We start from the raw sequence: 23,169 nt of genomic DNA, 5'->3' as shown, positions 1-23,169 counted from the left end.
CCCCTCTCCCCGTTACTTTGAACGTTTATAAAATGGTGTTGGAACAACTACTGCTTTGACGCGTTTATTACGAATTTCAATTTCTACTTCTGTATCAACTGCTGCGTATTTTACATCAATTAGTGCTAAACCAATGCTTTTCTTTAACGTTGGAGATTGTGTACCACTCGTTACTTCCCCGATTTTTTCTTCTCCAATAAATACAGGGTAATGTGTACGAGGAATTCCACGTTCGATTACTTCAATGCCGACTAACTTACGAGACGCACCGTTTTCTTTTTGCTCTTTTAACGTTTCTTTTCCATAGAAGTCTGCTTCTTTATTTGGTTTTACCGCAAAGCCAATGCCAGCTTCAATCGGTGTAATATCTTTTGATAATTCTTGACCATAAAGTGGTAATGTTGCTTCGAAGCGAAGTGTATCGCGAGCACCTAAACCACATGCTTTTAAGCCTTCTTCTGCTCCAACTTCAAGAAGTTTCTCCCAAAGTTTTGCAGCATCTTCACTCTTACAGTAAATTTCAAATCCATCTTCACCTGTGTAACCTGTACGAGATACAAGTGCTGGAATTCCATCTACAAGAATATCGTTTTTAAATTTAAAGAACTTAATTTCTTTCAAATCTTCTGACACAACTTTTTGTAAAATGCCTTCTGCTTTTGGACCTTGAATTGCAAGCTGTGCAACTTCACTAGAAACATTGACTACTGTCGCATCGCCAATTACATGGCTAGCTAACCATTCGTAATCTTTCTCGATATTTGATGCATTGATTACTAATAAATAGTCTTCTTCACCACGTTTGTAGATTAATAAATCATCTACTGTACCACCATTTTCGTAGCACATAGCTGTATATTGTGCGCCTCCTACCTTTAAGGTAGAAACGTCATTTGTAACAACACGTTGTAAAAATGCTAAACTATCTACACCTTTTACCTCAACTTCTCCCATATGAGACACATCGAACAAACCTGCAGCCGTACGTACAGCTTCATGTTCTTCTTTAATGCTTGAAAATTGAACTGGTAATTCCCAACCACCGAAGTCGATTGTTTTTCCACCATACTTCGCGTATACATCAAATAACGGTGTACGTTGTAATGTAATCATGCTCTCTCCCCCTTATGCTTTGACAAATCAATAAAAGTTGCTCGCCATATCTAAACATTTTCACTCTGAAAAGATAGGATATACGGAATCTCATTATATTTTTTTATGAAAGCGTAAATAAAAAATCACTTTCTTGGATAAAATACGAAAGATTCCACACATTTCACACCATTATCCTAACATTATTCGCTATATTTCATCAATATTCTAGCATAAAAAATAATTTAGAATTTTTCATTCTTAATCTTATTAAATACAATTTTCAAAATTTAGCCCTTTATCTTTGCCTATTCTTTAACTTTCAGCAAGTGTAATAGAGCCTTATTACAAGGCTTATATAATAAAGATTTTTTTAATAATTACTTTAGTTTATAAAAGGTGGGAGAGTCGTAATGAATGTCGATATTTCCGTAGATCGAACGTGGCAAAACAATTTTTTAAATAGAATTAACGAAGATGGTCCTTGGACAAATTGGGATTTATATCATTTAGCTTATAAAACAGAAAAATCGTTACTTGTTCCTACTTTCGATGGATTACAAGCACCGAAGCATTTATCTCATTTCACACCACTTCCTCATCAATTAGAAGTCGCTCAAAATGTCATTGAACAAATGAATGGTAAAGCGATACTAGCAGATGAAGTGGGACTTGGGAAAACGATTGAAGCTGGGCTGATTTTAAAAGAATATATGGTCCGCGGCCTTGTGAAAAAAGTACTTATACTCGTCCCTGCCTCTCTCGTATCACAATGGGCATACGAATTAAATACAAAGTTTTTTATTCCAGCTGTAGCCCAAAAGAAAAGCTACTCGTGGGAACAAGCCGATGTGATTGTATCATCAATTGATACTGCAAAACGTTCACCGCATCGCGATATCGTTTTGAATTTAGAATATGACCTTATTATTATCGATGAAGCACATAAACTTAAAAATAATAAAACAAAAAACTATGAATTTGCACAACGATTAAAAAAGAAATTTTGCTTATTATTAACCGCTACGCCTGTTCAAAATAAGATTGATGAAATTTTCAACCTCGTTTCTTTATTAAAGCCAGGACATTTAGGCAATCAATCCAACTTTGAAGAATATTATGCTTCAAAAAATCGTTCCGCCGAATCTGATGAAGATTTAAAATCTCTTATTAACAAAGTGATGGTCCGAAATCGACGTCATAATACCGGAATTGATTGGCCAAAGAGACATGTACGTACAATTTTTGTTGAGTTTAATGAAGAAGAGCAAGCTTTGTATAATGGTATTGAAAATTGGCGAGGACAAGATGCTTTCACATCTGCTTTCTCATCGTTAACTTTAAAACGGGAAGCGTGTAGTAGTCGTGAAGCTGTTTACTATTCATTAAAAAAACATGTGGAAAAAAGGCAGAAAGAAAATGAGCATTACATAAAAGACCCGCATATTGATGTGCTAATGGACAAAATTAATCATATTCCTTTCAACTCAAAAGCGAATAAAGCACTAGAACTTATAAAAGAAATTGACGATAAAGTCATTATTTTCACTGAATATAGAGCTTCACAAATGTATTTACAATGGTTTTTACAACAACACGGTATTTCTTCCGTTCCATTCCGCGGCGGGTTTAAACTTGGGAAGAAAGATTGGATGAAGGAGCTTTTCCAAAACCACGCACAAGTATTAATTGCAACCGAAGCTGGTGGTGAAGGGATTAACTTACAGTTTTGTAGCCATATGATTAATTATGACTTACCGTGGAATCCAATGCGTCTTGAACAAAGAATCGGACGTATTCACCGTCTTGGTCAAAAGAATGATGTTCATATTTATAACTTAGCTACAAAACATACTGTTGAAGAACATATTTTGAAACTGTTATATGAAAAAATCAATTTATTTGAGCGTGTTATCGGTGAACTTGATGAAATTTTAACGAGAATTAATATGAAAAACATCGACGCACATATTCAAGAAATATTTGCGCAATCAAAAAGCGAAGGAGAAATCCGAATTAAGATGGAAAACTTAACATCTATTATCGACTTCGCGAAACGAAATGAAGCTGAGGTGCAAGGCTATGCAGCAACATGAAATTCATAATTACTTATACAATTTTTTTGAGGCGAATAACTGCGAAATTTTAAAGCGCTCCCCTCATCTATTAGATGTGCAGTTAACAATTGAGATGGATAAATTATTAATGAACCGTCCTTTTTATTGGCACTATCTTGAGAAAACAGGAGGCGTACCGAATCCGATGCGCCTTACTCTTCTTACAAATCCAGAAAGTGAAGAAAGCGATGGTGAGCTTATTCACTACGGTTCACCACGTCTTCATCAAATTTTCCAAACGACAAAAGAATTAGGCTCTTACATACGTTTATATGAGGAAGTACGGCATAGCGGAGCGACACATACACCACTCCATCCTTGGCTCGGTGTAAATATTAAAGTTTCCTATCAATGTGATCGAAAAAAAGACATCCTTCACTCCATTGGGATTCATCTCATTTCTGGCACAATGATTGCAAACTTTCATGAAACATTAGCTAAAATTAAACTTACACCGAAAATACCTGACTTTTGCTTTACGCTCTCGCCTATCATTAAACCGCAAAGCGGTTTACAACGTATAGAGGATGCTTTAAAAAATATTATTGCAGAAGATGACCATACGTGGGCGAAAGAAGCAAGAGTGCGCTGGAATCACGATTTAGATCTTTTAAATCGTTTTTATGAAGAAAGTGATGAACTCCCCGAAAGCTATGAAATTGAAAAACAAGCCTTGCAAGAGCAATATGAACCACGCATTACAGTACAAATTATTAACGGCGGACTCTTTTATGTTACCGCGAATCATTTTCTTTCTTAAAAAGCCCCTTCTGTTTTAGAAGGAGCTTTTTTTGGGTTATCCTCTATCGCCATTACGCTCTTGTTGTTTTTGCTTTGCCATACGTTTTTGATGCGCACGATCCTTTGCGCTCACATGATTAGCATCAGTTGGAAGATTTTCTTTTGAACGACCAATTCCATTACTCATCTTTATCACTCCTTTTTATATCTTTCAAAATACATCCTTATTTTCAGCTAGAGATACAATCCTTATACAAAAAAATAAGAGCAGCCATTGGCTACTCTTACTCACTCACATATTTTTGAAACATATCATGGATGCCTTTATTTACGAGGTTCGAGATCTGCTCGTCAGATTTATTCGGATAACGATCACGCAATCTGATAGATGCCTTCACCATTAAATTTTCTAATACAGAACGGCCACCTTCTCCATAAATAATTTCAGCATACTTAACAAGCCTTCCATCCTCTACTGTTGCTGGATTATGATTGAAGAAAAATTTACTCATTGTCTCCACCTCTCTATTTTGATAACGTTTACATTTATATAGATTATTTATGTTATTTATTTCACAATATTGTATGCATGTATATTTAATTAGTTTCATTATAAAGCAACATATCGATAGTAAATATGTGATTTTCCGTCCATTTTGTGAACAAACCAAAAAAATGAAAGCGTTTCCTTTATTATATACTAAAAAAACTTACTACGCTAGGGGCAATTTTTTCAATCTACTAATCCCTCAAAAAGTGATATATTTTTTCTTTTCCCATTAAACATTATACAATTTTCAGAAATTATATTATAAAATATATGTATGACTTAAGGAGGATTTATATGAATCAAAATAAAAAAGCTATATTAGATCTTGTCTTTTATCTCGTAATCCCATTCCTCATTTGGAAATTTGCAAAACCTTATATCGATCCTTATTACGCGATGTTACTTTCCTCTGTTCCGGGGATTATTTATACACTGTATACCTTTAAAAAAGAAAAACAGTTTAACGTAACAGGATTCTTTATTTTAATTACACTCATTTCTAATACAACGGTAGACCTATTATCTGGATCAGCTGAACGAATGTTATGGAACGATGCGTATTATCACATCGTGCTCGGTATTATCGTTATATGTACCATTTTTATAAAAAAACCACTTATGTTATATTTCGCAGCAGATATTGCCGCATTGCAAGGCCATGACCGTGATAAAAGTCGTGAACTGTATCGTGATAGTCGTATCTATCCAGCACTAAAATATTTAACGCTATTTTTCGGGCTACAATTCATATTAAAAAGCTTCTTAAAAATTTATTTCATCTCTGTTTTCGGTGTAGATGGCTATGGTGAAATGAGAGCGATTATGACCGCTGTTGGATGGGGCATTTCCATTTGTATCGGAATTGGATTTGTTTGGGTAAACAACAAAATACATGCTGTTACAGAAGAAAAAGAATCTGTACAGTAAATGAAAATCCCCTAGTAGCATCATACTACTAGGGGATTTTCATTTTACTACACATATTAAGAAATCGTTAACTTGATTTTTTTCTTTTATTTTTTACGTTTCGATAAAACAAAGCAGCACTAAGCGGCATAACACCAAACCACTTATTCATAAATGGCTCTTTTTCAGCACGGCGTTGTTCTTTCTTTTGTTTACGATCTTCTTTTGGAGCATCCATATACGACACAAACTGCTGTGTCACAAAGCGAACATAATCATTAGTAGACATATTATCATCACCTCTACTTGATTAGTATGTCCACTTTTTTATTCATTAATCTTTTCTTTTAATTCATTCATGATTTGTTTTACCGATTTATTCGTCGTATCGATATGAATATGAGCCTCTTCATATTGAGCTCGGCGCGATTCAAATTTTGCCACAAATGCCTCTATATCTTTCTTCTGAAATAGTGGACGTGTCGTATCTTCACGAAGCCTTTCTGCAATTACATGTGGATCACAATATAAATACACGACAGTTCCATTTTCCTTCATCCACTTTCGGTTTTCCTCTCGCTCAATGATTCCACCACCAGTTGTAATAATTACATTACAACTGGGTAGTGAACGTAACATTTCACTTTCATATTCCCGAAAAGCGATTTCCCCTTCTTCGGCAAAAATATCACGAATTGCCTTCTCTTGCTTCTCTTCAATCTTTTGGTCGGTATCGACAACATCCATATGAAGTTCTTTACTTAATTCTTTTCCAATTGTTGTTTTCCCAGCTCCCATATAACCGGTTATGTATATAGTTTTCATGTTCGTTCCTCTCAATCATCCGTTATTATTTGTTATTATAACGAAAGATTACATTATTTAATAAAAAAACGTTTTGTTCTCCTTGTACAATGAAGAACAAAACGTCACATACACGTTTTTACTTATAAGTGCCTCTTCTCACCCACTGCGTTGCAATCCATTTCTCACCTTTCGTTACAGGTGCCCCTCCATGTAACGTAAGCTCATTTAGTGATTGATCTTGATAAAAATACTCAAAGTATACTGCCATTCCCTTTCTAGGGTGCACAGAAAGATTTAATTTCGGGAAGAACGTTTCTCCGCCTTCTTCTACATCATTTAAGTACATGATAAGCGTACTGATACGATTATTAGCAGCTGATCTACTATGTTCCGCAAAATAATCATAGTGCGCTTTATATTGTTGATCCACTTCATAATTTAAAATGTGCAATCCTTCTCCATGCGCTACAGGAACATTCATGATAGATGAAATTCGTTTTTCAATCTTTACAGTAAGCTCATTGTCTTCCAAAAATGCACCGCTACTCGTTCGAATATCATTTACATCACGTGATGAACCAACTTTAGAACGTTTCATTTTACTTTTAGACAATTCAATCAATTCGTCGCATTCTTCATCACTTAATACATTTCCTAACACGACAATAAGAGGTTCTTCGAATTTTGAAATAATGTGTATTTCCCTATCTTCCGTCATAATTGCATTTCCTTTATGATCAAAAATAGTTTGTTCCTTATTTTCACCTATTTGATTGTTATTTGTCATTTCCCTATTCTCCCTAAAAAATATGTTTGGATAGCTTGAATATATCATATTCTTTCTACCTTTCTCTTTTTTGAGAAAATTTAAACTTTCAATTGTTTTATTTATCCATTTCCTATAAAAAAATAACCTATTTTAAAATAAGAAATTATGGTTTTCATCCGTATATTTTACATGCTATCCTTCTATCCAATCGAATATTTTCTCATCCTTTTTTCTATACCGGAAACTAACCTTGTAGAAAACTTCTTGTTTTATTTTGCACTGCAACGAAACGAGTATAACATCGTTTTCAAAGACGTAATTCCCACTTGCTTCGCCCTTTTCATATTGAAAGAAAAAAGTATCTTCCTTTTCTTTTTGCTGTAAGTCTTTTTTTATATTTGTAATAGATCGATTTAGTAGTTCCTCCAGTACAAACTTTTGCTCTATTTCAATATAAAATTTTTTATCTATAAGCAACATATTCGTTTCGTATACAAAGAACGAAGTTAATAATACAAGAAAAATGATTGTTCCTGGCATCGTAAATCCATCTTGTTTTCTCATATATTTATTTCCATTTCGCTATACCTGACAGCTACACCTTCATATATTTTCCCACTCATATCTTTCACATTTATAAAGAGCAAATGAGGTGTTACTTCATACGAAACCATTTCAACATTTTGCAATATAACTTCTCTTCCGCGCATATTCACTTTTCTTATAAGATGATTATTCAATTTTTCATACGTCACTTCATCTCCAGTGCGAAGACGGAAGCGCAAAAGATTATCTTTATTTTCAGGGACTATTTTTTCTACAAAAGATACTTTACGAAACTCTAACTGTACTTGTCCTATAAACACATCCCATTCCCAATTATTTAATCCTTTTGATTGGTTGTTTTCTATTCCAATAAAATTTAAACGTGGCAAGAGTAAAAAGAACAGTGATAACAGAAAAAAACATACGATCATTTCTATTAATGTAAACCCAACTTCTAATTTATTTTTTCTCCTGCATAAAAGCATTGTTCCATCATTCTTCCTTTCACATCTTTCCACATAGCACAAACTTCATTTCCTCCCCAATATGTGTAATATACATTTCCGTTTACGACTTTTTCTTGCGGTCGTTTCGCCCCATTCTCATACATATATAAAGCTGCTTCCCTTTTTAATAATACAAATGCTTTATAACGAATTTGTATGTTTTTTCGTTCTTGCATAACCAATACTGTTTGCGGAAGTAGTAAAGATACTGCCATCATTACTATACTTAATGCTACAAGCATCTCAGCCATCACTGACCCTTTTTGACATTTCACGATACGTAAATCTCCCTCTCCCAAGCTGAAATACAATCTCATATTTATAACTTCGATACGAAAGTAAAATAGTGCCACCTCTATTAATATTTCCACTCGGATTATATGTCATCGGATTTGGAAAAGTATTCAAATCAATTTGTATATCGCTATCATATTCTCTTTTAATGATAGTAAGATTCTCACTTAGCTCCCCTATATAATACGTATGTCTATCTTTATACCATCGTAATGTATAGTGTTTTTGACGGTTTATCGCTAATTGTTGCATATACAAAATATCGTTTGAAAACTGTCTTAAAAATTGTTCCACTTTTTGTTTTTCATGTAATGAATGTACGTTAAAATACGTGACCATACTTAGTACAGAAATTGCAAATAGAACGAGTAGCATTTCTAACAGAGTAAAACCTTTTTGTTTCACAGTTTCCCAGTTGTTACTGTGCCATCATTTGAAATATGAATGGCTTCACCATTCGGACACTCATCAGCTGTAATATATTTTTCATCCCTTAGCTCTTTTATCGAGGGAATTTTATTATGTTGTAAATGGTATGCTTGTATTTGAGCTTCTATAGATTTCACATAGGCTTTACATCCTTTTCCTTCGACGGATGAACGCTGTGTAACTACATTCGGAATAATTAATAGTAATAGTACAGTTATGACGACCATAACTAATAACATTTCTAAAAGGGTAAACCCTTCTTCATTCTGCATGTAAATGCCTCCTAAATAGAATTCATCATTTGAAACATTGGCATAATCATCGCTAAATACATAAGAACGACTATTCCTCCAATACACGTAAATAAAATTGGTTGAATGATCACTAACATACGTTTAACTTTTTGCTCCATCTTTTCCATAATAAGATCGCTATAGTCACCTAATTCAAGCACCAAATTACCGTTTGCTTGTCCATGCGTAATAATATAAGAAAGTTCTTCCTCATAATATCCGCTTTTAGCAATAATAGATTGCAACGGTTCTCCTGCAATTAATTGGCGTTCAATTCGACCCGCTTCATATTGAAAGAACGGATGATAATTTTGCTCCATCATTATTGTTAGGGCCTCAAGTACTGATAGTCCACCTTGTAATAAACCGCTCAATTGAGTGGCGAAATAATGTGAATGCTTTAAAATAAGAAATGTTTTTACGAGGGGGATACGAAGCATAATTTTTACCTGCTTCATATGCGGGAGTTTCCGAAAGTAAAACATATATACACTACATCCAATCATAATGATAAAAATAGTGCTAAAAATAAGGCTGGGTAGCAGCTTAATTGCACTTAATATTTGTTCTGTAAGTAACGGTGCTGTAGAACCGAATGAACTATATACCATGTCAACCTGCGGTAATAAAATGCGGTTAAAAACAAAAATCATGATTATTAAAAAGAACGCCAAAAACATAGGATACTGCATTATTTTCATCATATCTTTCCTATACTTATCCTTTTTATAAAGAAGTGCGCTCCCTTGTTGCAACGCAAAAGAAATATCACCATGTTGCTCAGCATAAAATAAATAACTTAACACCTCCTGATGAAACATTAATTGATGAAAAGAATCATGTAGACTTTTTCCATCTTTTAATCCATCAATCATGCGCTGCAATTGTACTTTCTTTTCTAAAGGTAATTGAAACTGTAAAAATTCTAATGCCTGCAAAAGGGAGTATCCTTTTTCTAATAGTTCTCCTAATCGTTTCAGCAATACTACTTGATCACTTAAACTCCATATTTTCTTAAACATACACATCCTCTTCTAAAAATCCTAAAGCGTATCCTTTTCGTATCGAAGATTCTAATGTTTCGTGCTTGTACGTGACACATTCCCCGTTTGCTTCTTTAATTGCTTGTTTTAACTCATATCCATATAACAACTCATAAATACTCGCTTGTCTTACCTGCCTCATTGATTTACATAAAGTTGAGCACTTTCTTTGGCAAAACGGACACTTCAATTCGACAAGTCGCTGTGCAGCTATAGCCAATAAAGATTGTTCAATCTCTTGCCTCGTTATACCGAAATCCATAAATCGGAGTATCGCCCCTTTCGCATCACTAGTATGCAGTGTCGTCATTACTAAATGTCCAGTCAAACTTGCTCTTATAGCGATTTTCGCTGTTTCTTCATCACGAATTTCACCGACTAAAATAATATCTGGATCATGACGTAAAATGGCCTTTAGTCCCGCCTCATATGTGATACCTGCTTTTTCATTTATTTGAATTTGTAATACATCGTCATTTCTTTTTTCAACTGGATCTTCAAGTGTAACGATGCGACGTGTTTTCTTTTTTTTAATTACCTCTAATAATGCATACATTGTTGTTGTCTTCCCCGAACCAGTCGGTCCAGTAAATACGAGTAACCCATGTGAATAGTGTAAAAAAGAGAGTAGTTTTTTCACTGTACTTGGAAATAACGAAAGATGAGATAACGGCTGAATAGATGCTTGTAAATGAAGACGAATAACGAGACTTTCTTGGTATACGGTTGGAAGCGTGGAAAGGCGTAAATACACTTCTTGTCCATCCATTTGTAAATACAGTGAACCATTTTGTGGCTTCCGTCTCTCCCCTATATCCATGGATGCTAAAAATTTAAAGTGTGAAACAAGTTTTTCTCCAAATTCCTTTTCGATACAGTGTTTCGTCATTAAATCTTTTCCTATACGCAGTTGAACCGCTACATCCTTCTTCCGGGGCACAATATGTAAATCCGAAGCTTGTACCCTGCACGCCTCTTTCAAAATCGTATTCGCAAAAATTTCAATTCCATTCATCATTTTTCCCTCCCCACTATGTATATAGCATGAAAAAATTCATAAGAAAAATTACTACTTTTGTATTTTCACTAGAGTAAAAAGGAAAAATATGTTTGTGAAATTATGAACAATTTCCGAATTATTGTCTGAAATTACCTATATGGAAGTTTATCTGTATTATAATGTTATTATCTTGGATAAAGTGATAAAGGTGGAGATCCTCATGGAACAAGCTTTAAAAATTACAGGCGTATTATCTGACCCAACTCGTTATTACATTTATAAATATATTTCTCAAAAACATAGCTACGTAACTGTACAAGAAATTGCAGATGAGTTTGACATTCATCCAAACGTAGCGCGTTTACATTTATCTAAATTAGAAGATGTTCATATGCTGAAATCGGAAACGAAGAAAACTGGAAAAGGCGGAAGACCAAGCAGATTATATGTATTATCTGAAGATGTGATTCAATTACAATTTCCATTCCGCGATTATCAATTGTTAGCAAGAGTAGCATTTAATTCTTTACTTAGCCTTGGCGCCGCTGGTGAAAAAGCGCTATACGAAACAGGAAAACAATTTGGGGCCGAGTTAATGCAACAACATATGCAGCGTTTACATGTGAATGAAGATGCTTTAACAGTAGAGCAAAAAGTCCAAATTGCAAAAGAAGCTTTCTCAACAGCTGGTTTATCACCTGCATTTGAATTAAGTGCAGATGGAACGAAAATTTTCTATGATGTGCACAATTGTCCATTTAAAGAAGTTGCTATTCATCACCCAACTGAAATTTGTAATATGCACGGAGATATGATGAAAGGGATTTTTGAAATCCTATTCCCTAACATGGAATTAACTCGAAACGATAGTCTACTAGATGGATGTAAATCTTGTAATTATAAACTAACAATTTAATTTCTCATATAAAAAGAAGCCAATTATAATTGGCTTCTTTTTATATGAATGAATATTTACAATAGTAAGAAAAATAAACTATAATGAGGAGAGGTTTACTTTTTTTAGAAAAGGAGGGAGATGGCATGGAGCGCATGTTTCGCGTTCTCGGCTTTTGGACTGGAATTTTCTCGGTTATGTTTTACGTAGGGGATATGCAACAGGCCGCACTACTATTTTTAGGACAAACAGGTTTCTTCGTACTTTTAAGCTATTTAAATTTAACAGAGCGTATGTATATATACGTATTCGGGGCATATTTAACTGTTTTCTTCATAGGATTTACATACTACACGACGTTTTTACTTGTCCCTGGAGCTGGACATTAAAGATGGCATTTTGCCATCTTTTTTTTAATTCCGCAATTCCCTAGTTGACTTATAGGTTTTATTACCTTATATTCTATATAGCAGATTGGAATTAGGGGGAATCAACATGAATACACTGCTTGTCGGAATTAACGTTGCAGTCATGCTCATCTTAGTTGGCGTATTATATTATATGCAACGTAAGCATGTATCTTTTAATAAACGTGTATTTACTGCTTTAGGAGTCGGCATTATATTCGGTCTTATATTACAATTTATTTATGAGCCAACTTCTAAAGTAATTATTGAATCAAATACTTGGTTTAGCTTGATCGGTAACGGTTATGTGAAATTACTTCAAATGATCGTTATGCCACTTATTTTAGTATCTATTATTTCAGCCTTTACAAAATTACAGTTAACGAAAAACCTTGGTAAAATTAGTGGTCTTATTATCGGAATTTTAATTCTTACTACAGGAATCGCTGCAGCTGTCGGTATCGCCGCAAGTGCAGGATTTGATGTATCTGCAACAGGCCTGCAACAAGGTGATGCAGAATCTGCTCGTCTGAAACTAGTTGAAGAAAGATTTACTTCTATTGAAAAAACAACAATTCCAGATAAATTATTAGAGCTGTTACCTACAAATCCGTTTCTTGATTTAACAGGAGCTCGTCCAACATCAACAATTTCTGTTGTAATATTTGCAGCCTTTATCGGTATCGCCTTTATAGGTGTAAAACGAAAATATCCAGAACAAGCAGAACTATTTAAGAAAATGCTTGATGCTGTATATGCAATCGTAATGCGTATGGTAACATTAATTTTACGTCTTACTCCATACGGCGTATTAGCTCTTATGGCAAAAACAGTTGCTGGTAGCGACATTAATGCTATTTTAAAACTTGGTAACTTCGTGTTAGCGTCTTACGTGGCACTTATCGTAATGTTCGTTATCCACTTATTATTAATTGCTCTATCTGGTTTAAATCCAATTCAATATTTAAAAAAGGTGTTCCCTGTATTAACATTTGCATTCACATCTCGCTCTAGTGCTGGTGCAATGCCATTAAATATTGAAGCGCAAAAAGAAAAGCTTGGTATTTCCGAAGGAATTGCAAACTTCGCAGCATCATTTGGAGTATCTATCGGACAAAACGGTTGCGCAGGTATTTATCCAGCAATGCTTGCAATGATGGTCGCTCCAACTGTAGGAATCGATCCATTACAACCACAATTTATTTTAACTTTAATCGCTGTCGTTGCTATTAGCTCATTCGGTGTTGCCGGTGTTGGTGGTGGTGCAACATTCGCAGCGTTAATCGTACTATCTACAATGAACTTACCAATCGGTATTGTCGCTCTTGTTATTTCAGTTGAACCATTAATCGATATGGGTCGTACAGCTCTTAACGTAAGTGGTTCTATGACAGCAGGTCTTATTTCTAGTAAATGGCTTGGTGAATTAGATCAAGATACGTACAATCAAGATGATACAAAAACTGGTGAAATTGCTTCATAATAAAAAGGACGCTAACAAAAACTGTTAGCGTCCTTTTTTAGTTCTTTTCATCTTCCTCTTTGTCTTTTATACATAAGGCATAACATATTGTTTCAAACACTATGTAAAATCTCGTTCTTTATACTTCATTTCTATCTCCTTACACATAGAAAAAGAGAATACAATAACATATTCTCTTTTCTCAAATATACTTCATTATCTCACAGCCCGTCCTTTTCACAAATAACCATTTTGTTCGCACCATTTATGAAATTGTCCTACGTCTACTCCAACTAACACGATATCCTTTAGCTCTACATCAATGATTTGTTCTCCAATTACAATAGCAAACTGCGATTCTAATTTTGTCTCGCTGTTCTTTACAATTCCAATTCGGTTCCGATGCGGTCCATCTTTTATATATGCTTTTTGTCCTACAATATCAAAGTTCAAGTCTCTCACCTCTTTTATTGCGCTTAAATTTGAAATACGAACTCAAATTCGGAAATTTTCCTTTCCTTGCACTATTTCTCTATATATATGACGAAACAATAAAAGAGTCCTCCCTTCTTTACAATTATTTTTTCTTTGTTTCATTTTTGTGATTGAAACGTAAAGTTTATAATAAAATACACTTGGAAGCGCTTTCTATGTAATTTTTTATGTTATAATATATAAGTAGAACTTCGCAAAGAGGGTTAAAAAAATGAATACAAAAATGATTAAAAAAGTAATTGACGCATTAAAAGTATATGGCTTTCAGAATGTATCATTCTGTGACAAAACGAAACAATTTTTATTTCATAACGAAATGGATATTATGAGCGGCTATGCAGAAATAACATATAGTAGTCAATTTGAAAAATTCAACGTACAAATTCATCCGATTGAAACACATCACCAAGCAGAGTTACAAGAGGTTGAAAGACATATACAGGCCTGTATAAGAAAAGTGGAATATTTAAACGCACTTCTTAGCGGACAAACAAAACTAGATGACAAAATTATTATAATGTAAAAAAAAGAACGTGAGAATATCACGTTCTTTTTTTTACATTATACGTTCATCTTTTCCTTCAGTTGTAATCCTGTAATGGATTCTAATACATCCATTGCTTCTCCAAATGTCATATCAAATATCGTCTTATCCTCTATGTATGGAAATTGTCTAAAGCGCTTTTCTAACATTTTCACGGCGTCCGACGTAAAGTGTACACTATCAATGCCAAATTCTGTTTCAAGAAGAACGATCCAATCTAACACATGAAAACCTAATCCATTTACGAATGAAATAAGTTTTTCTTCTGGCTGTGAAGATAAGAATACGTGTCGTTCCATCTCATCGAAAAGTTCTTCACCTAAAACTTCTGCTAATTCATCATCATGTTCGCGTTCAATAATCTCTTCATATCCGTAATCATCCACAAGCTCTTCTACTTCTTCACTATCCTCACAAAGCAATTGACTAAGAACGGCCTCTTTCTTAAATTCACTATTTTGTACGACTTCTAAAAAGCTCGTTTCCCATCCATTTTCTAATTTCATATTATATACTCCTTTATATACGTTTCTTATCATCACTGTTCCCAAAAGATCACTTTTATAACCTTTTAGGTCGTTACTATTATTTCACATGATTCATAACATAAGATGCAAATTCAGTTGCATCTCCTTCAAAAATATTTATTTCTGGCAAATGATAGAACGTTGTTTGAAGCAGGTTTCTTTCATGATATACATATATCTTTTTCTCTAGCGCAATCGCCATTCCAAACTCTGTATGGCTCCCGTTTCCGCCATCTAATATAAGTAAAAAGACGTCCGCTTCTTTTATAGCATTCTTTTCTGCCTGCCCAATTTCTCTTAATTGATCTTGATTCACTGCTCTTTCGTTTCTTGTCCAATCATATGTATGGTGCCATCCTGCATGTTTCAGTTCATTTGCTATAGAACGTACAAGATGTTTATTTTGGAATCCTGAGGCGACATAAAAATTCATTTATATACACTCCTTCATTATGTACGGGAAACTCCTTTTAGCGTTAATTGCTATAAACATAATAAAGAACTAAAGAACGACTTCAAAAAAAATCCCCATCTTTAAAACTTATTTGCGTTTAAATGATGGGATTCTTCATGCTCTTCTTTTATTTTCTTCTTTTTATAACTTTCATCAGCTAACATTTCTAGTTCAGCTGTTATTTCTGATTTTTCAAGCTCTCTTTCTTGCGAAAATTTCCTTGAAATATAAACAATAACACTACCAACGTACAACACAAAGCATATAATAAGTGCAGTATTTTCATAGAGACTTAGCTCCAACACAGTCACTCCTAATCCATTCGTATTTTCACGCTTCATTAATTGGAATTTCCCTACTAATCCATTTGTTATTGTAACATAAAAATATCAATCCTTGGAATCTTTCATCCTACTAAAAAAGACATGATTGTTTCATCATGCCTCTGAAATATGTTGAATGATTGTTTGAATTGCTTCTTTTCCATTATATTTTTTTAGTGCTGTTTTATACATCTCATTATTTTGATTTAATTCTTCGACATGCTTTATAAGTGATTTCACAGTCACATCTTCCTCATACAATACGGAAGCATATCCTTGTCTTTCAAAAGACTCTGCATTTAGTATTTGATCTCCACGACTTGCAAATTTCGATAGCGGAATTAAAACCATCGGCTTTTGCAATGTTAAAAACTCAAAAATGGCATTAGAGCCCGCACGTGAAATAACAAAATCTGTTATCGCTAATATGTCTGGCAGTTCCCCATGTATATATTCAAATTGTTTATATCCTTCTTTATTTTGTAAGCTTTCATCAAGATTACCTTTTCCGCAAAGATGAACAATTTGATATTTTTTCAGAAGTTCTGGTAACGCTTCTCGAACCGTTTCATTAATTTTCTTTGCGCCCAAACTTCCTCCCATAATTGTAATAACTGGCTTTTTACGTGAAAAACCTAAAAACACTAAACCTTTTTCACGATTTCCCTTTAGCACTTCTTCACGTACAGGAGATCCTGTATAGATTACTTTTTCTTTCGGTAAATGTTTCGCAGCTTCTTCAAATGTAACAAATATTTTCGAAGCAAAACGGAGCGCAATTTTGTTTGCTAGTCCTGGCGTCATATCAGATTCATGTAATAAAACAGGGACTCTATTTAGCCAGCCTCCAATTACGACTGGTACAGATACGAAACCACCTTTTGAAAAAATCACATCCGGTTTTAGTTTTCGAATCCTTACATACGCATCCATAACACCCTTCATTACAAGAAAAGGATCTTTTATATTTTTTAAATCAAAATAACGACGTAGCTTTCCACTTGAAATACTATAGTACGGAATGCCTTCCTTTTCTATAATCGTTTTCTCAATCCCTTGATGAGAACCAATATACGAGATATCCCAATTCTGTTCTTGTAAATGTGGAATGATGGCTAAATTAGGTGTTACATGCCCTGCCGAACCGCCACCTGTAAAGACTATTTTCTTCATACGTCTCCCCCTTCTACACTATAATACACTAAAATATCTTGCCTCAGGGTGAGAAAATACCATAGCCGTCACAGATGCTTCTGGCTCCATCATAAATCCATCTGTTAATGAAATACCTATTTCTTCTGGATGAATAAGGCGAAATAACTTTTCTTGATCCGCAAGTTCTGGACATGCTGGATAACCGAAGGACACGCGTATCCCTCTATATTTCGTACGGAAACGTTCTTCCATCGTCAGTTCAGGTGAGTCCGGAATGCCCCAGCGGTCACGGATAAGCATATGTGTTTTTTCAGCAAGTCCTTCTGCTAGTTCAAGCGCTAACGATTGGATCGCATGGCTGCGTAAATAATCACCCTTCGCCTTCCACTCTTCAGCAATGTCCCGAACGCCTTCCCCAACCGTAACAGATAGGAAAGCAACATAGTCCATCTCATCTCCAACTGGTCGTAAATAATCACCTAAAGTACGATATGGTACTTTTCCTTGTCTTGGGAATGTGAAACGCTCTATAACACGCGTATGATCTTCTGGATCATATATTACAATGTTTTGTCCGTCACTTTGCGCTGGGAAAAATTGATACACCGCTTTCGGTTTTAACCAAGATTGTCCTTCCTGCAATAATTCATCTATTAAATCATTTAATTCGTGTGCTCTCTTATCTCCCTCTCGCAAAAGCTTCTTCACATTTCCTTTTAATCCAAGGTGATGTCCAAGTAGCATTTGTCTATTTAAAAATGGAGCGAGATGTGCAACTGGAATATCACGTAATACAATTCGTTTTGTTGAATCAGGTATCATAACCTCTGCCTTCGCTAATGGCTCAATTACTGCTGGAATTTCTACTTTCTTCTCCTCTTTTTTTACGATATGAAGATGACGCTCTTTTTTATCTTGTTTCATCTTCTCACGCTCTTCTTCTTTTTGAAGCTTATTAATAATATCAAGACCAGTCATCGCATCACTCGCATAACATACGAGCCCTTTATATGATGGTGAAATACGATTTTCTGTAAATTTTCTCGTTAACGCTGCCCCGCCTACAACGATTGGAACATCAATATTTGCAGCTTTTAAATCTTCAGCAGTCGTTACCATTTGTTGCGCTGATTTTACTAATAAACCAGAAAGACCAATAATGTCAGGCTTCTTTTCTTGTACTTCTTGAACAATTCGATCCGAACGAACATTGATTCCTAAATTAATAATCTCATATCCGTTATTCGATAAAATAATTTCAACGAGGTTTTTCCCAATATCATGTACGTCACCTTTAACAGTTGCTAATAATACTTTCCCCTTTTTCGCACTCTCGCTAGATTCCATATGTGGCTCTAAATAGCTTACGGCAGCTTTCATACTTTCAGCACTTTGCAATACTTCGGCAACGATAAGCTCATTATTATTAAATAATCGTCCCACCTCATCCATTCCTGTCATAAGTGGGCCATTAATAATATCCAAAGGTTTTCTTCCTTCTGTAAGTGCAAGGCTTAAATCTTCTTGTAGTCCTTGTTTCGTACCTTCTACAATGTAATTTGCCAGCCTTTCATCAAGAGTTAATGTTTCTTGGGTAACGACATCTTTCTTTTTTGCCGCGCGATAAAAATTTGTAAATTCTTCTAACGTCTCTTGCGTCGTTTCAAAAAGTAGTGCATCAGCAAGACGTTTTTCTTCCTCTGGAATTGACGCATACCGTTCTAATTTTTCCGTATTCACAATTGCGTAATCTAATCCTGCTTTCGTTGCATGGTATAAAAAGACGGAATTTAATACTTCTCGGCCAGCTGGTGGTAAACCAAAAGATATGTTACTTACACCTAAAATCGTTAAACACTCTGGCAAGGCTTCTTTAATAAGGCGAATTCCTTCTATCGTCGCTGCCGCTGAACCAATATATTCTTCATCACCTGTACCTACAGGAAATACAAGTGCATCAAAAATAATATCTGACGGGCGTATACCATATTTCGTCGTCAATAACTCATAACTTCTTTTCGCGATTTCGAGTTTTCGTTCTGCACTAACCGCCATACCATCTTCATCAATTGTTCCTACAACAATAGCAGCACCATATTTCCGAAGAAGCGGCGTCACTTTTTTAAATCGTTCTTCTCCATCTTCTAAATTAATTGAATTAATAACAGCTTTTCCTTGAATATAAGTAAGAGCTCGCTCCATCACATTTTCATCTGTTGAATCAATCATAATTGGTACTTTTAACACTTTCGTAACTTCTGCCAAGAAGTTTTCCATATCTTCTATTTCATCGCGATCAGGATCTGCCATACAAATATCAATAATATGAGCATTTTTCTTCACTTGCGCTCTTGCGACTTCAGCAGCCTCTTCAAATTTCCCTTCTGCTACTAATCGTTTAAATTTACGTGACCCAATAACGTTTGTTCTTTCACCAACAAATAATGGTCTCATAGAGTCATCATATTGAAGTGCCTCTAATCCACTAACCCCGTGTCCAGCTCTTTCGTGGTGTTCACGTGGATTAAGAGAAGCTAACGCGGATTTTATTGCTTTTATATGTTCTGGTGTTGTGCCACAACAACCACCGATAATATTAACCCATCCTTCTTCAGCAAATCGCTTCACTTTTTCAGCGAGAGAAGATGGAGATTCATGATAATGTCCATCTTCATCAGGAAGACCTGCATTTGGATAACAAGAAATGTAACACTCCGACAAATCAGATAGTGAACGAATATGGTCTCTCATAAACTCCGGACCGGTCGCACAGTTTAATCCAACAGATAATGGCTTCATATGTTCTACTGATAAGTAAAAAGCCTCAATTGTTTGCCCGGCCAGAGTCGTTCCCATCGGTTCAATCGTTCCTGAAATCATAATAGGTACAATTTTATTTAGCTCATCAAAAGCTGCTTGAATTCCAATATAAGCAGCCTTCACGTTACGCATATCTTGACTCGTCTCAACGAGTAATACATCTACGTCGCCATTCAATAAGCCTCTAGCCTGCCGTGTATAGGCTTCAATTAATTCTTCAAACGTCACACCACCTGTAACACTAATCGCTTTCGTTGTTGGTCCCATTGCTCCCGCAACATATACTTCCTTCCCGCTTGCTTTGACCGCTTGCTTCGCTAAACGTGCTGCCTTCTCATTTAATTCCTCATCTAAATGAGACAACTCATAATCACTTAATACAATGTTTGTCGCCCCAAATGTATTTGTTTCAATAATATCTGCTCCAGCTTCAATATAAGCTTTATGAATCTTTAAAATGACATCAGGCCTTGTTTCTACTAAATATTCATTACAGCCTTCGTACTCTTCTCCTCCGAAATCTTCCGCAGTTAAGTCCTCTTGCTGGATCATTGTTCCCATTGCACCATCTAATATTAAGATGTTATTTTGTAATTTTTCTTCTATACATTTCATCAATTAATACCTTCTTTCACTTCTTGCTTTTCTCTCACATATTTAACAAGATGTTCTGTAATTTCATATTTTAGAAATGGTGTAATAAGATAAATGCCGTTAAAATATTTCATCGCCGCATCGATCAATTCTTGTGAAATGCGAATCCCTTCTTCAATTGCTGCCTCTTTCGTTTCATGTCCATCCATTCTCTCCCTTATTTCTTCAGGTAGAGTAATACCCGGTACCTCAAAATGAAGGAAATCTGCATTCCTTTTACTTATTAATGGCATAATCCCAATAAAAATAGGTTGTTCCAAATGCTTCGTCGCTTCATACACTTCTTCAATTAACGCGATATCATAAATTGGCTGAGTTAAGAAATATTCCGCTCCAGCATCTATTTTCCGTTCCATTCGCTTAACCGCTGCTTTTAAATGTCTTACATGCGGATTAAACGCACCTCCCACTGAAAACCTTGTTGCTGGACCAATTGATTTCCCTAAAATCGAGCGCCCGTCGTTCATTTCTTTAATCATTTTAATGAGCTCAATAGAGGACAAATCATATACAGAAGTGGCACCTGGAAAATCACCAACGCGTGCTGGATCCCCAGTTAAAGCTAACACCTCTTCCATACCTAACGCTGATAGGCCTAGTAAATGAGATTGTAGTCCGATGACGTTATGGTCTCTACACGTTAAGTGCGTCAATACCGGAATATCGTGCTTCGTTAATAATGCCCCCATTGCCATATTCGAGATGCGAGGCGATGCTAATGAATTATCTGCTAGAGTAATAGCATCTGCCCCAGCTCTTTTCAATGCTCTTGCGCCTTCAAAAAATCGCTGCGTATCTAACGTTTTCGGTGGATCTAATTCCACTACTACTGTCGTTTGTTTTTTTGCTTTCTCTGCTAATGTGACATGAGCTTTTGAACGTTTCTCGTGTGTATGAACTACTTTCGGTCTTTGAATCGTATCCTTTTCTATTACAGGTGTAACATTTGCAATTGCACGTTTCATACTTTCAATATGTTCTGGAGTCGTGCCACAACAACCACCTAATAACCGAATACCTTGCTCAATAAATTTCGGTGTCATCGCTTCGAAATAAGCTGGACTTCCCTCATATACGTAACGTCCCTCCACATAATTTGGGAGACCTGCATTCGGATATGCTGACAAGTAGCCATTTTGCGGAATCGATATCATTTTAAAAGCTTCCGTCATGTGAAGTGGCCCTAGTTGACAGTTCAATCCAACGACATTTGCACCGTAATCTAAAAGCTGTTTTAATATTTCATTTACATCATTTCCATTTTGAGTTGTACCTGCCTCATGCAATGCTAATTGAGCTACAATTGGAATATTCGTTTGTTTTCGTAACACCTGAACAGCATGAAGTAATTCAAACTCATCATAGAAAGTTTCTAATAGCAGTCCATCAACCTGTTCTTCTAGTAATGCACTTGCCTGTTCCAGTAACATAAATTCTCTTTCCATATCAGTTGTCGTAACAGCTCCGATATGTTTCATACCACCAATTGTTCCTAAAATTGCATTTCTGTCTGTAACAGATGCTTTCGCCAGTTTTACTGCGGCTCTATTAATTTCAGTAACTTGATTTTCTAAACCATACATACGTAATTTCGCTTCATTTGCTCCGTACGTATTTGTTTGAATCACATCAGCCCCAGCAGCTACATATTGCTTATGAATCGATATAATTAAATCTGGATCAGATATATTCAATTCTTCAAAACTACTTTGCAAACCATGTGAATGTAATAACGTCCCAACCGCACCATCACCTATTACAATTCCTTTTGATAATAAATCTAGTAATTTCACAAATCTCCCTCATTTCTATCAATATAAAAACCCCCTCTTCACTTTGAAGAGGGGGACATAATTGTTCCTCCTCTTATTATGCAAAACATTCGTTTTGCAGGTATTAGCACCGTTTCAAACATTTCGTTTGAAGGTTGCTGGGTTTCACAGGGCCTTTCCCTCCACCGCTCTCAATAAGAGTTTGTCTTTATTATTTTATTTATGTAGCTAAAAGGAAATACGTTCCCCTTTTAACAATGTTTGTTAATTTTTTAATAAATTTAGCATGCACAAATGCAAAAGTCAATGACACTTGCGGAAAAATAAAAATTATTTAAAATAAAGTTGCAATTCAATTATCTTTTGTTGTAAAGTTAAAAACATAATAAAAATTTCATACGAACATTCTTATCTAGAGAGGTAGAGGGACTGGCCCTATGACGCCTCAGCAACCATTAACATTTGTTAATAAGGTGCTAATTCCAGCAAATTGTGAAAGATTTGACAGATGAGAAGAAGACTCTATTCAAACCGAAAGCCTTCTTCTTTAGAAGGCTTTTTTTATTTT

At 35.1% G+C, this 23,169-nt stretch carries 27 protein-coding genes, 1 pseudogene and 2 riboswitches; of the genes and pseudogenes, 8 read left to right on the top strand and 20 right to left on the bottom strand.

The window, feature by feature from the left end; translation table 11 throughout:
• Nucleotides 1–12 precede the first annotated feature (12 nt).
• The gene (gene gcvT / locus JDS99_RS10735; protein WP_046956348.1) at nucleotides 13–1,113 is read right to left on the bottom strand and encodes a glycine cleavage system aminomethyltransferase GcvT; all 1,101 of its coding nucleotides are present in this window, start codon (nucleotides 1,111–1,113) and stop codon (nucleotides 13–15) included.
• A 392-nt stretch (nucleotides 1,114–1,505) separates the two neighbouring features.
• Between gcvT and JDS99_RS10730 the strand changes: the two genes are divergently transcribed.
• Nucleotides 1,506–3,188 (top strand): DEAD/DEAH box helicase, encoded by a 1,683-nt coding sequence (locus JDS99_RS10730; RefSeq protein WP_199695054.1) that lies wholly within the window; start codon nucleotides 1,506–1,508, stop codon nucleotides 3,186–3,188.
• Nucleotides 3,175–3,969, top strand: coding sequence for a YqhG family protein (locus JDS99_RS10725; protein ID WP_001183978.1), 795 nt, complete (start codon nucleotides 3,175–3,177; stop codon nucleotides 3,967–3,969). The genes JDS99_RS10730 and JDS99_RS10725 overlap by 14 nt, the downstream gene beginning before the upstream one ends.
• Nucleotides 3,970–4,005: 36 nt before the next feature.
• Here the strand turns inward: JDS99_RS10725 and JDS99_RS32365 are convergent, their stop codons facing one another.
• Nucleotides 4,006–4,137: a hypothetical protein gene (locus JDS99_RS32365; RefSeq protein WP_000064661.1), complete on the bottom strand. Its 132-nt coding sequence runs from the start codon at nucleotides 4,135–4,137 to the stop codon at nucleotides 4,006–4,008.
• Between the two features lie 97 nt (nucleotides 4,138–4,234).
• On the bottom strand, nucleotides 4,235–4,462 hold the full coding sequence (locus tag JDS99_RS10720; protein WP_000032702.1) for a hypothetical protein: 228 nt from the start codon (nucleotides 4,460–4,462) through the stop codon (nucleotides 4,235–4,237).
• A 73-nt stretch (nucleotides 4,463–4,535) separates the two neighbouring features.
• Here JDS99_RS10720 and JDS99_RS10715 point away from each other — a divergent pair.
• Together JDS99_RS10715 and JDS99_RS10710 are read left to right on the top strand one after the other, a co-directional pair.
• Nucleotides 4,536–4,654, top strand: a pseudogene (locus JDS99_RS10715) (GTP pyrophosphokinase).
• Between the two features lie 140 nt (nucleotides 4,655–4,794).
• Nucleotides 4,795–5,427, top strand: coding sequence for a VC0807 family protein (locus tag JDS99_RS10710; RefSeq protein ID WP_088064402.1), 633 nt, complete (start codon nucleotides 4,795–4,797; stop codon nucleotides 5,425–5,427).
• Nucleotides 5,428–5,494: 67 nt separating this feature from the next.
• Here JDS99_RS10710 and JDS99_RS10705 read toward each other — a convergent pair whose 3' ends face one another.
• The 10 genes from JDS99_RS10705 to comGA all read right to left on the bottom strand — a co-directional run bounded on the left by JDS99_RS10705 (nucleotide 5,495) and on the right by comGA (nucleotide 11,108).
• On the bottom strand, nucleotides 5,495–5,695 hold the full coding sequence (locus JDS99_RS10705) for a YqzE family protein (RefSeq protein WP_000106081.1): 201 nt from the start codon (nucleotides 5,693–5,695) through the stop codon (nucleotides 5,495–5,497).
• A gap of 38 nt (nucleotides 5,696–5,733) precedes the next feature.
• Nucleotides 5,734–6,231 (bottom strand): shikimate kinase, encoded by a 498-nt coding sequence (locus JDS99_RS10700; protein ID WP_137010971.1) that lies wholly within the window; start codon nucleotides 6,229–6,231, stop codon nucleotides 5,734–5,736.
• A gap of 118 nt (nucleotides 6,232–6,349) precedes the next feature.
• Entirely contained in the window at nucleotides 6,350–7,000 is a 651-nt protein-coding gene (locus JDS99_RS10695) for a 2OG-Fe(II) oxygenase (protein WP_046957539.1), read from the bottom strand.
• Between the two features lie 174 nt (nucleotides 7,001–7,174).
• On the bottom strand, nucleotides 7,175–7,546 hold the full coding sequence (gene comGG / locus JDS99_RS10690; protein WP_046956345.1) for a competence type IV pilus minor pilin ComGG: 372 nt from the start codon (nucleotides 7,544–7,546) through the stop codon (nucleotides 7,175–7,177).
• The gene (comGF, locus tag JDS99_RS10685) at nucleotides 7,543–8,013 is read right to left on the bottom strand and encodes a competence type IV pilus minor pilin ComGF (protein ID WP_097907746.1); all 471 of its coding nucleotides are present in this window, start codon (nucleotides 8,011–8,013) and stop codon (nucleotides 7,543–7,545) included. The genes comGG and comGF overlap by 4 nt, the downstream gene beginning before the upstream one ends.
• Nucleotides 7,983–8,285 carry a hypothetical protein gene (locus tag JDS99_RS10680; protein ID WP_000829516.1) on the bottom strand — a complete coding sequence of 101 codons (303 nt, stop codon included), beginning with the start codon at nucleotides 8,283–8,285 and terminating at the stop codon, nucleotides 7,983–7,985. Before JDS99_RS10680 ends, comGF begins: the two co-directional genes overlap by 31 nt.
• Entirely contained in the window at nucleotides 8,278–8,733 is a 456-nt protein-coding gene (gene comGD, locus JDS99_RS10675) for a comG operon protein ComGD (protein WP_000810391.1), read from the bottom strand. Before comGD ends, JDS99_RS10680 begins: the two co-directional genes overlap by 8 nt.
• Nucleotides 8,730–9,029 (bottom strand): competence type IV pilus major pilin ComGC, encoded by a 300-nt coding sequence (comGC, locus tag JDS99_RS10670; RefSeq protein ID WP_199695053.1) that lies wholly within the window; start codon nucleotides 9,027–9,029, stop codon nucleotides 8,730–8,732. The genes comGD and comGC overlap by 4 nt, the downstream gene beginning before the upstream one ends.
• A gap of 11 nt (nucleotides 9,030–9,040) precedes the next feature.
• Entirely contained in the window at nucleotides 9,041–10,072 is a 1,032-nt protein-coding gene (comGB, locus tag JDS99_RS10665) for a competence type IV pilus assembly protein ComGB (RefSeq protein ID WP_199695052.1), read from the bottom strand.
• Nucleotides 10,065–11,108 carry a competence protein ComGA gene (gene comGA, locus JDS99_RS10660; RefSeq protein WP_088064407.1) on the bottom strand — a complete coding sequence of 348 codons (1,044 nt, stop codon included), beginning with the start codon at nucleotides 11,106–11,108 and terminating at the stop codon, nucleotides 10,065–10,067. Before comGA ends, comGB begins: the two co-directional genes overlap by 8 nt.
• Before the next feature lie 205 nt (nucleotides 11,109–11,313).
• On the opposite strand from comGA, the gene JDS99_RS10655 reads away from it, so the two are divergent.
• The 3 genes from JDS99_RS10655 to JDS99_RS10645 all read left to right on the top strand — a co-directional run bounded on the left by JDS99_RS10655 (nucleotide 11,314) and on the right by JDS99_RS10645 (nucleotide 13,878).
• Nucleotides 11,314–12,009 carry a helix-turn-helix transcriptional regulator gene (locus tag JDS99_RS10655; RefSeq protein WP_097907749.1) on the top strand — a complete coding sequence of 232 codons (696 nt, stop codon included), beginning with the start codon at nucleotides 11,314–11,316 and terminating at the stop codon, nucleotides 12,007–12,009.
• Between the two features lie 125 nt (nucleotides 12,010–12,134).
• On the top strand, nucleotides 12,135–12,377 hold the full coding sequence (locus JDS99_RS10650) for a DUF2626 domain-containing protein (protein ID WP_000440719.1): 243 nt from the start codon (nucleotides 12,135–12,137) through the stop codon (nucleotides 12,375–12,377).
• Nucleotides 12,378–12,483: 106 nt separating this feature from the next.
• Nucleotides 12,484–13,878 (top strand): L-cystine transporter, encoded by a 1,395-nt coding sequence (locus tag JDS99_RS10645; protein ID WP_048562307.1) that lies wholly within the window; start codon nucleotides 12,484–12,486, stop codon nucleotides 13,876–13,878.
• 216 nt (nucleotides 13,879–14,094) lie between these two features.
• On the opposite strand, the gene JDS99_RS10640 is transcribed toward JDS99_RS10645, so the two are convergent.
• Nucleotides 14,095–14,310: a DUF3912 family protein gene (locus JDS99_RS10640; RefSeq protein WP_001008334.1), complete on the bottom strand. Its 216-nt coding sequence runs from the start codon at nucleotides 14,308–14,310 to the stop codon at nucleotides 14,095–14,097.
• Nucleotides 14,311–14,563: 253 nt separating this feature from the next.
• On the opposite strand from JDS99_RS10640, the gene JDS99_RS10635 reads away from it, so the two are divergent.
• Nucleotides 14,564–14,875 carry a hypothetical protein gene (locus JDS99_RS10635; protein WP_001093232.1) on the top strand — a complete coding sequence of 104 codons (312 nt, stop codon included), beginning with the start codon at nucleotides 14,564–14,566 and terminating at the stop codon, nucleotides 14,873–14,875.
• A 38-nt stretch (nucleotides 14,876–14,913) separates the two neighbouring features.
• Here JDS99_RS10635 and JDS99_RS10630 read toward each other — a convergent pair whose 3' ends face one another.
• The 6 genes from JDS99_RS10630 to JDS99_RS10605 form a co-directional block, all read right to left on the bottom strand.
• Nucleotides 14,914–15,402: a hypothetical protein gene (locus JDS99_RS10630; protein WP_000764275.1), complete on the bottom strand. Its 489-nt coding sequence runs from the start codon at nucleotides 15,400–15,402 to the stop codon at nucleotides 14,914–14,916.
• A gap of 79 nt (nucleotides 15,403–15,481) precedes the next feature.
• Complete coding sequence (locus tag JDS99_RS10625; protein WP_199695051.1) at nucleotides 15,482–15,856, bottom strand: nucleoside 2-deoxyribosyltransferase; 375 nt, start codon at nucleotides 15,854–15,856, stop codon at nucleotides 15,482–15,484.
• 101 nt (nucleotides 15,857–15,957) lie between these two features.
• Nucleotides 15,958–16,218: a DUF3966 domain-containing protein gene (locus tag JDS99_RS10620; RefSeq protein ID WP_000817963.1), complete on the bottom strand. Its 261-nt coding sequence runs from the start codon at nucleotides 16,216–16,218 to the stop codon at nucleotides 15,958–15,960.
• Nucleotides 16,219–16,314: 96 nt separating this feature from the next.
• Nucleotides 16,315–17,373, bottom strand: coding sequence for an undecaprenyldiphospho-muramoylpentapeptide beta-N-acetylglucosaminyltransferase (gene murG, locus JDS99_RS10615; protein ID WP_088064408.1), 1,059 nt, complete (start codon nucleotides 17,371–17,373; stop codon nucleotides 16,315–16,317).
• Between the two features lie 18 nt (nucleotides 17,374–17,391).
• The gene (gene metH / locus JDS99_RS10610; RefSeq protein WP_199695050.1) at nucleotides 17,392–20,790 is read right to left on the bottom strand and encodes a methionine synthase; all 3,399 of its coding nucleotides are present in this window, start codon (nucleotides 20,788–20,790) and stop codon (nucleotides 17,392–17,394) included.
• Nucleotides 20,790–22,622 (bottom strand): bifunctional homocysteine S-methyltransferase/methylenetetrahydrofolate reductase, encoded by a 1,833-nt coding sequence (locus JDS99_RS10605; protein ID WP_097907753.1) that lies wholly within the window; start codon nucleotides 22,620–22,622, stop codon nucleotides 20,790–20,792. Before JDS99_RS10605 ends, metH begins: the two co-directional genes overlap by 1 nt.
• Nucleotides 22,623–22,692: 70 nt before the next feature.
• Nucleotides 22,693–22,802, bottom strand: a riboswitch (SAM riboswitch).
• A gap of 204 nt (nucleotides 22,803–23,006) precedes the next feature.
• A riboswitch (SAM riboswitch) is annotated at nucleotides 23,007–23,116 on the top strand.
• Nucleotides 23,117–23,169: the final 53 nt, after the last annotated feature.

This window comes from Bacillus cereus group sp. N6 (assembly GCF_016483705.1).
In the GTDB taxonomy this organism is placed as follows: Bacteria; Bacillota; Bacilli; order Bacillales; family Bacillaceae_G; genus Bacillus_A; species Bacillus_A wiedmannii.
The sequence above is the reverse complement of the archived record's forward strand: the minus strand, read 5'-3'. Positions and strand labels throughout refer to the sequence as shown.

Coding starts and splice junctions, on each gene's coding strand:
- comGC (WP_199695053.1), bottom strand. CDS start 9,029: ATGCAGAATGAAGAAGGGTTTACCCTTTTAGAAATGTTATTAGTTATG.
- JDS99_RS10655 (WP_097907749.1), top strand. CDS start 11,314: ATGGAACAAGCTTTAAAAATTACAGGCGTATTATCTGACCCAACTCGT.
- comGA (WP_088064407.1), bottom strand. CDS start 11,108: ATGAATGGAATTGAAATTTTTGCGAATACGATTTTGAAAGAGGCGTGC.
- JDS99_RS10680 (WP_000829516.1), bottom strand. CDS start 8,285: ATGGCTGAGATGCTTGTAGCATTAAGTATAGTAATGATGGCAGTATCT.
- metH (WP_199695050.1), bottom strand. CDS start 20,790: ATGAAATGTATAGAAGAAAAATTACAAAATAACATCTTAATATTAGAT.
- JDS99_RS10705 (WP_000106081.1), bottom strand. CDS start 5,695: ATGTCTACTAATGATTATGTTCGCTTTGTGACACAGCAGTTTGTGTCG.
- JDS99_RS10695 (WP_046957539.1), bottom strand. CDS start 7,000: ATGACAAATAACAATCAAATAGGTGAAAATAAGGAACAAACTATTTTT.
- JDS99_RS10620 (WP_000817963.1), bottom strand. CDS start 16,218: ATGAAGCGTGAAAATACGAATGGATTAGGAGTGACTGTGTTGGAGCTA.
- JDS99_RS10635 (WP_001093232.1), top strand. CDS start 14,564: ATGAATACAAAAATGATTAAAAAAGTAATTGACGCATTAAAAGTATAT.
- murG (WP_088064408.1), bottom strand. CDS start 17,373: ATGAAGAAAATAGTCTTTACAGGTGGCGGTTCGGCAGGGCATGTAACA.
- comGB (WP_199695052.1), bottom strand. CDS start 10,072: ATGTTTAAGAAAATATGGAGTTTAAGTGATCAAGTAGTATTGCTGAAA.
- JDS99_RS10725 (WP_001183978.1), top strand. CDS start 3,175: ATGCAGCAACATGAAATTCATAATTACTTATACAATTTTTTTGAGGCG.
- JDS99_RS10645 (WP_048562307.1), top strand. CDS start 12,484: ATGAATACACTGCTTGTCGGAATTAACGTTGCAGTCATGCTCATCTTA.
- JDS99_RS10625 (WP_199695051.1), bottom strand. CDS start 15,856: ATGAATTTTTATGTCGCCTCAGGATTCCAAAATAAACATCTTGTACGT.
- JDS99_RS10710 (WP_088064402.1), top strand. CDS start 4,795: ATGAATCAAAATAAAAAAGCTATATTAGATCTTGTCTTTTATCTCGTA.
- comGG (WP_046956345.1), bottom strand. CDS start 7,546: ATGAGAAAACAAGATGGATTTACGATGCCAGGAACAATCATTTTTCTT.
- JDS99_RS10730 (WP_199695054.1), top strand. CDS start 1,506: ATGAATGTCGATATTTCCGTAGATCGAACGTGGCAAAACAATTTTTTA.
- JDS99_RS10650 (WP_000440719.1), top strand. CDS start 12,135: ATGGAGCGCATGTTTCGCGTTCTCGGCTTTTGGACTGGAATTTTCTCG.
- JDS99_RS10630 (WP_000764275.1), bottom strand. CDS start 15,402: ATGAAATTAGAAAATGGATGGGAAACGAGCTTTTTAGAAGTCGTACAA.
- JDS99_RS32365 (WP_000064661.1), bottom strand. CDS start 4,137: ATGAGTAATGGAATTGGTCGTTCAAAAGAAAATCTTCCAACTGATGCT.
- comGF (WP_097907746.1), bottom strand. CDS start 8,013: ATGCTTTTATGCAGGAGAAAAAATAAATTAGAAGTTGGGTTTACATTA.
- JDS99_RS10700 (WP_137010971.1), bottom strand. CDS start 6,231: ATGAAAACTATATACATAACCGGTTATATGGGAGCTGGGAAAACAACA.
- gcvT (WP_046956348.1), bottom strand. CDS start 1,113: ATGATTACATTACAACGTACACCGTTATTTGATGTATACGCGAAGTAT.
- JDS99_RS10720 (WP_000032702.1), bottom strand. CDS start 4,462: ATGAGTAAATTTTTCTTCAATCATAATCCAGCAACAGTAGAGGATGGA.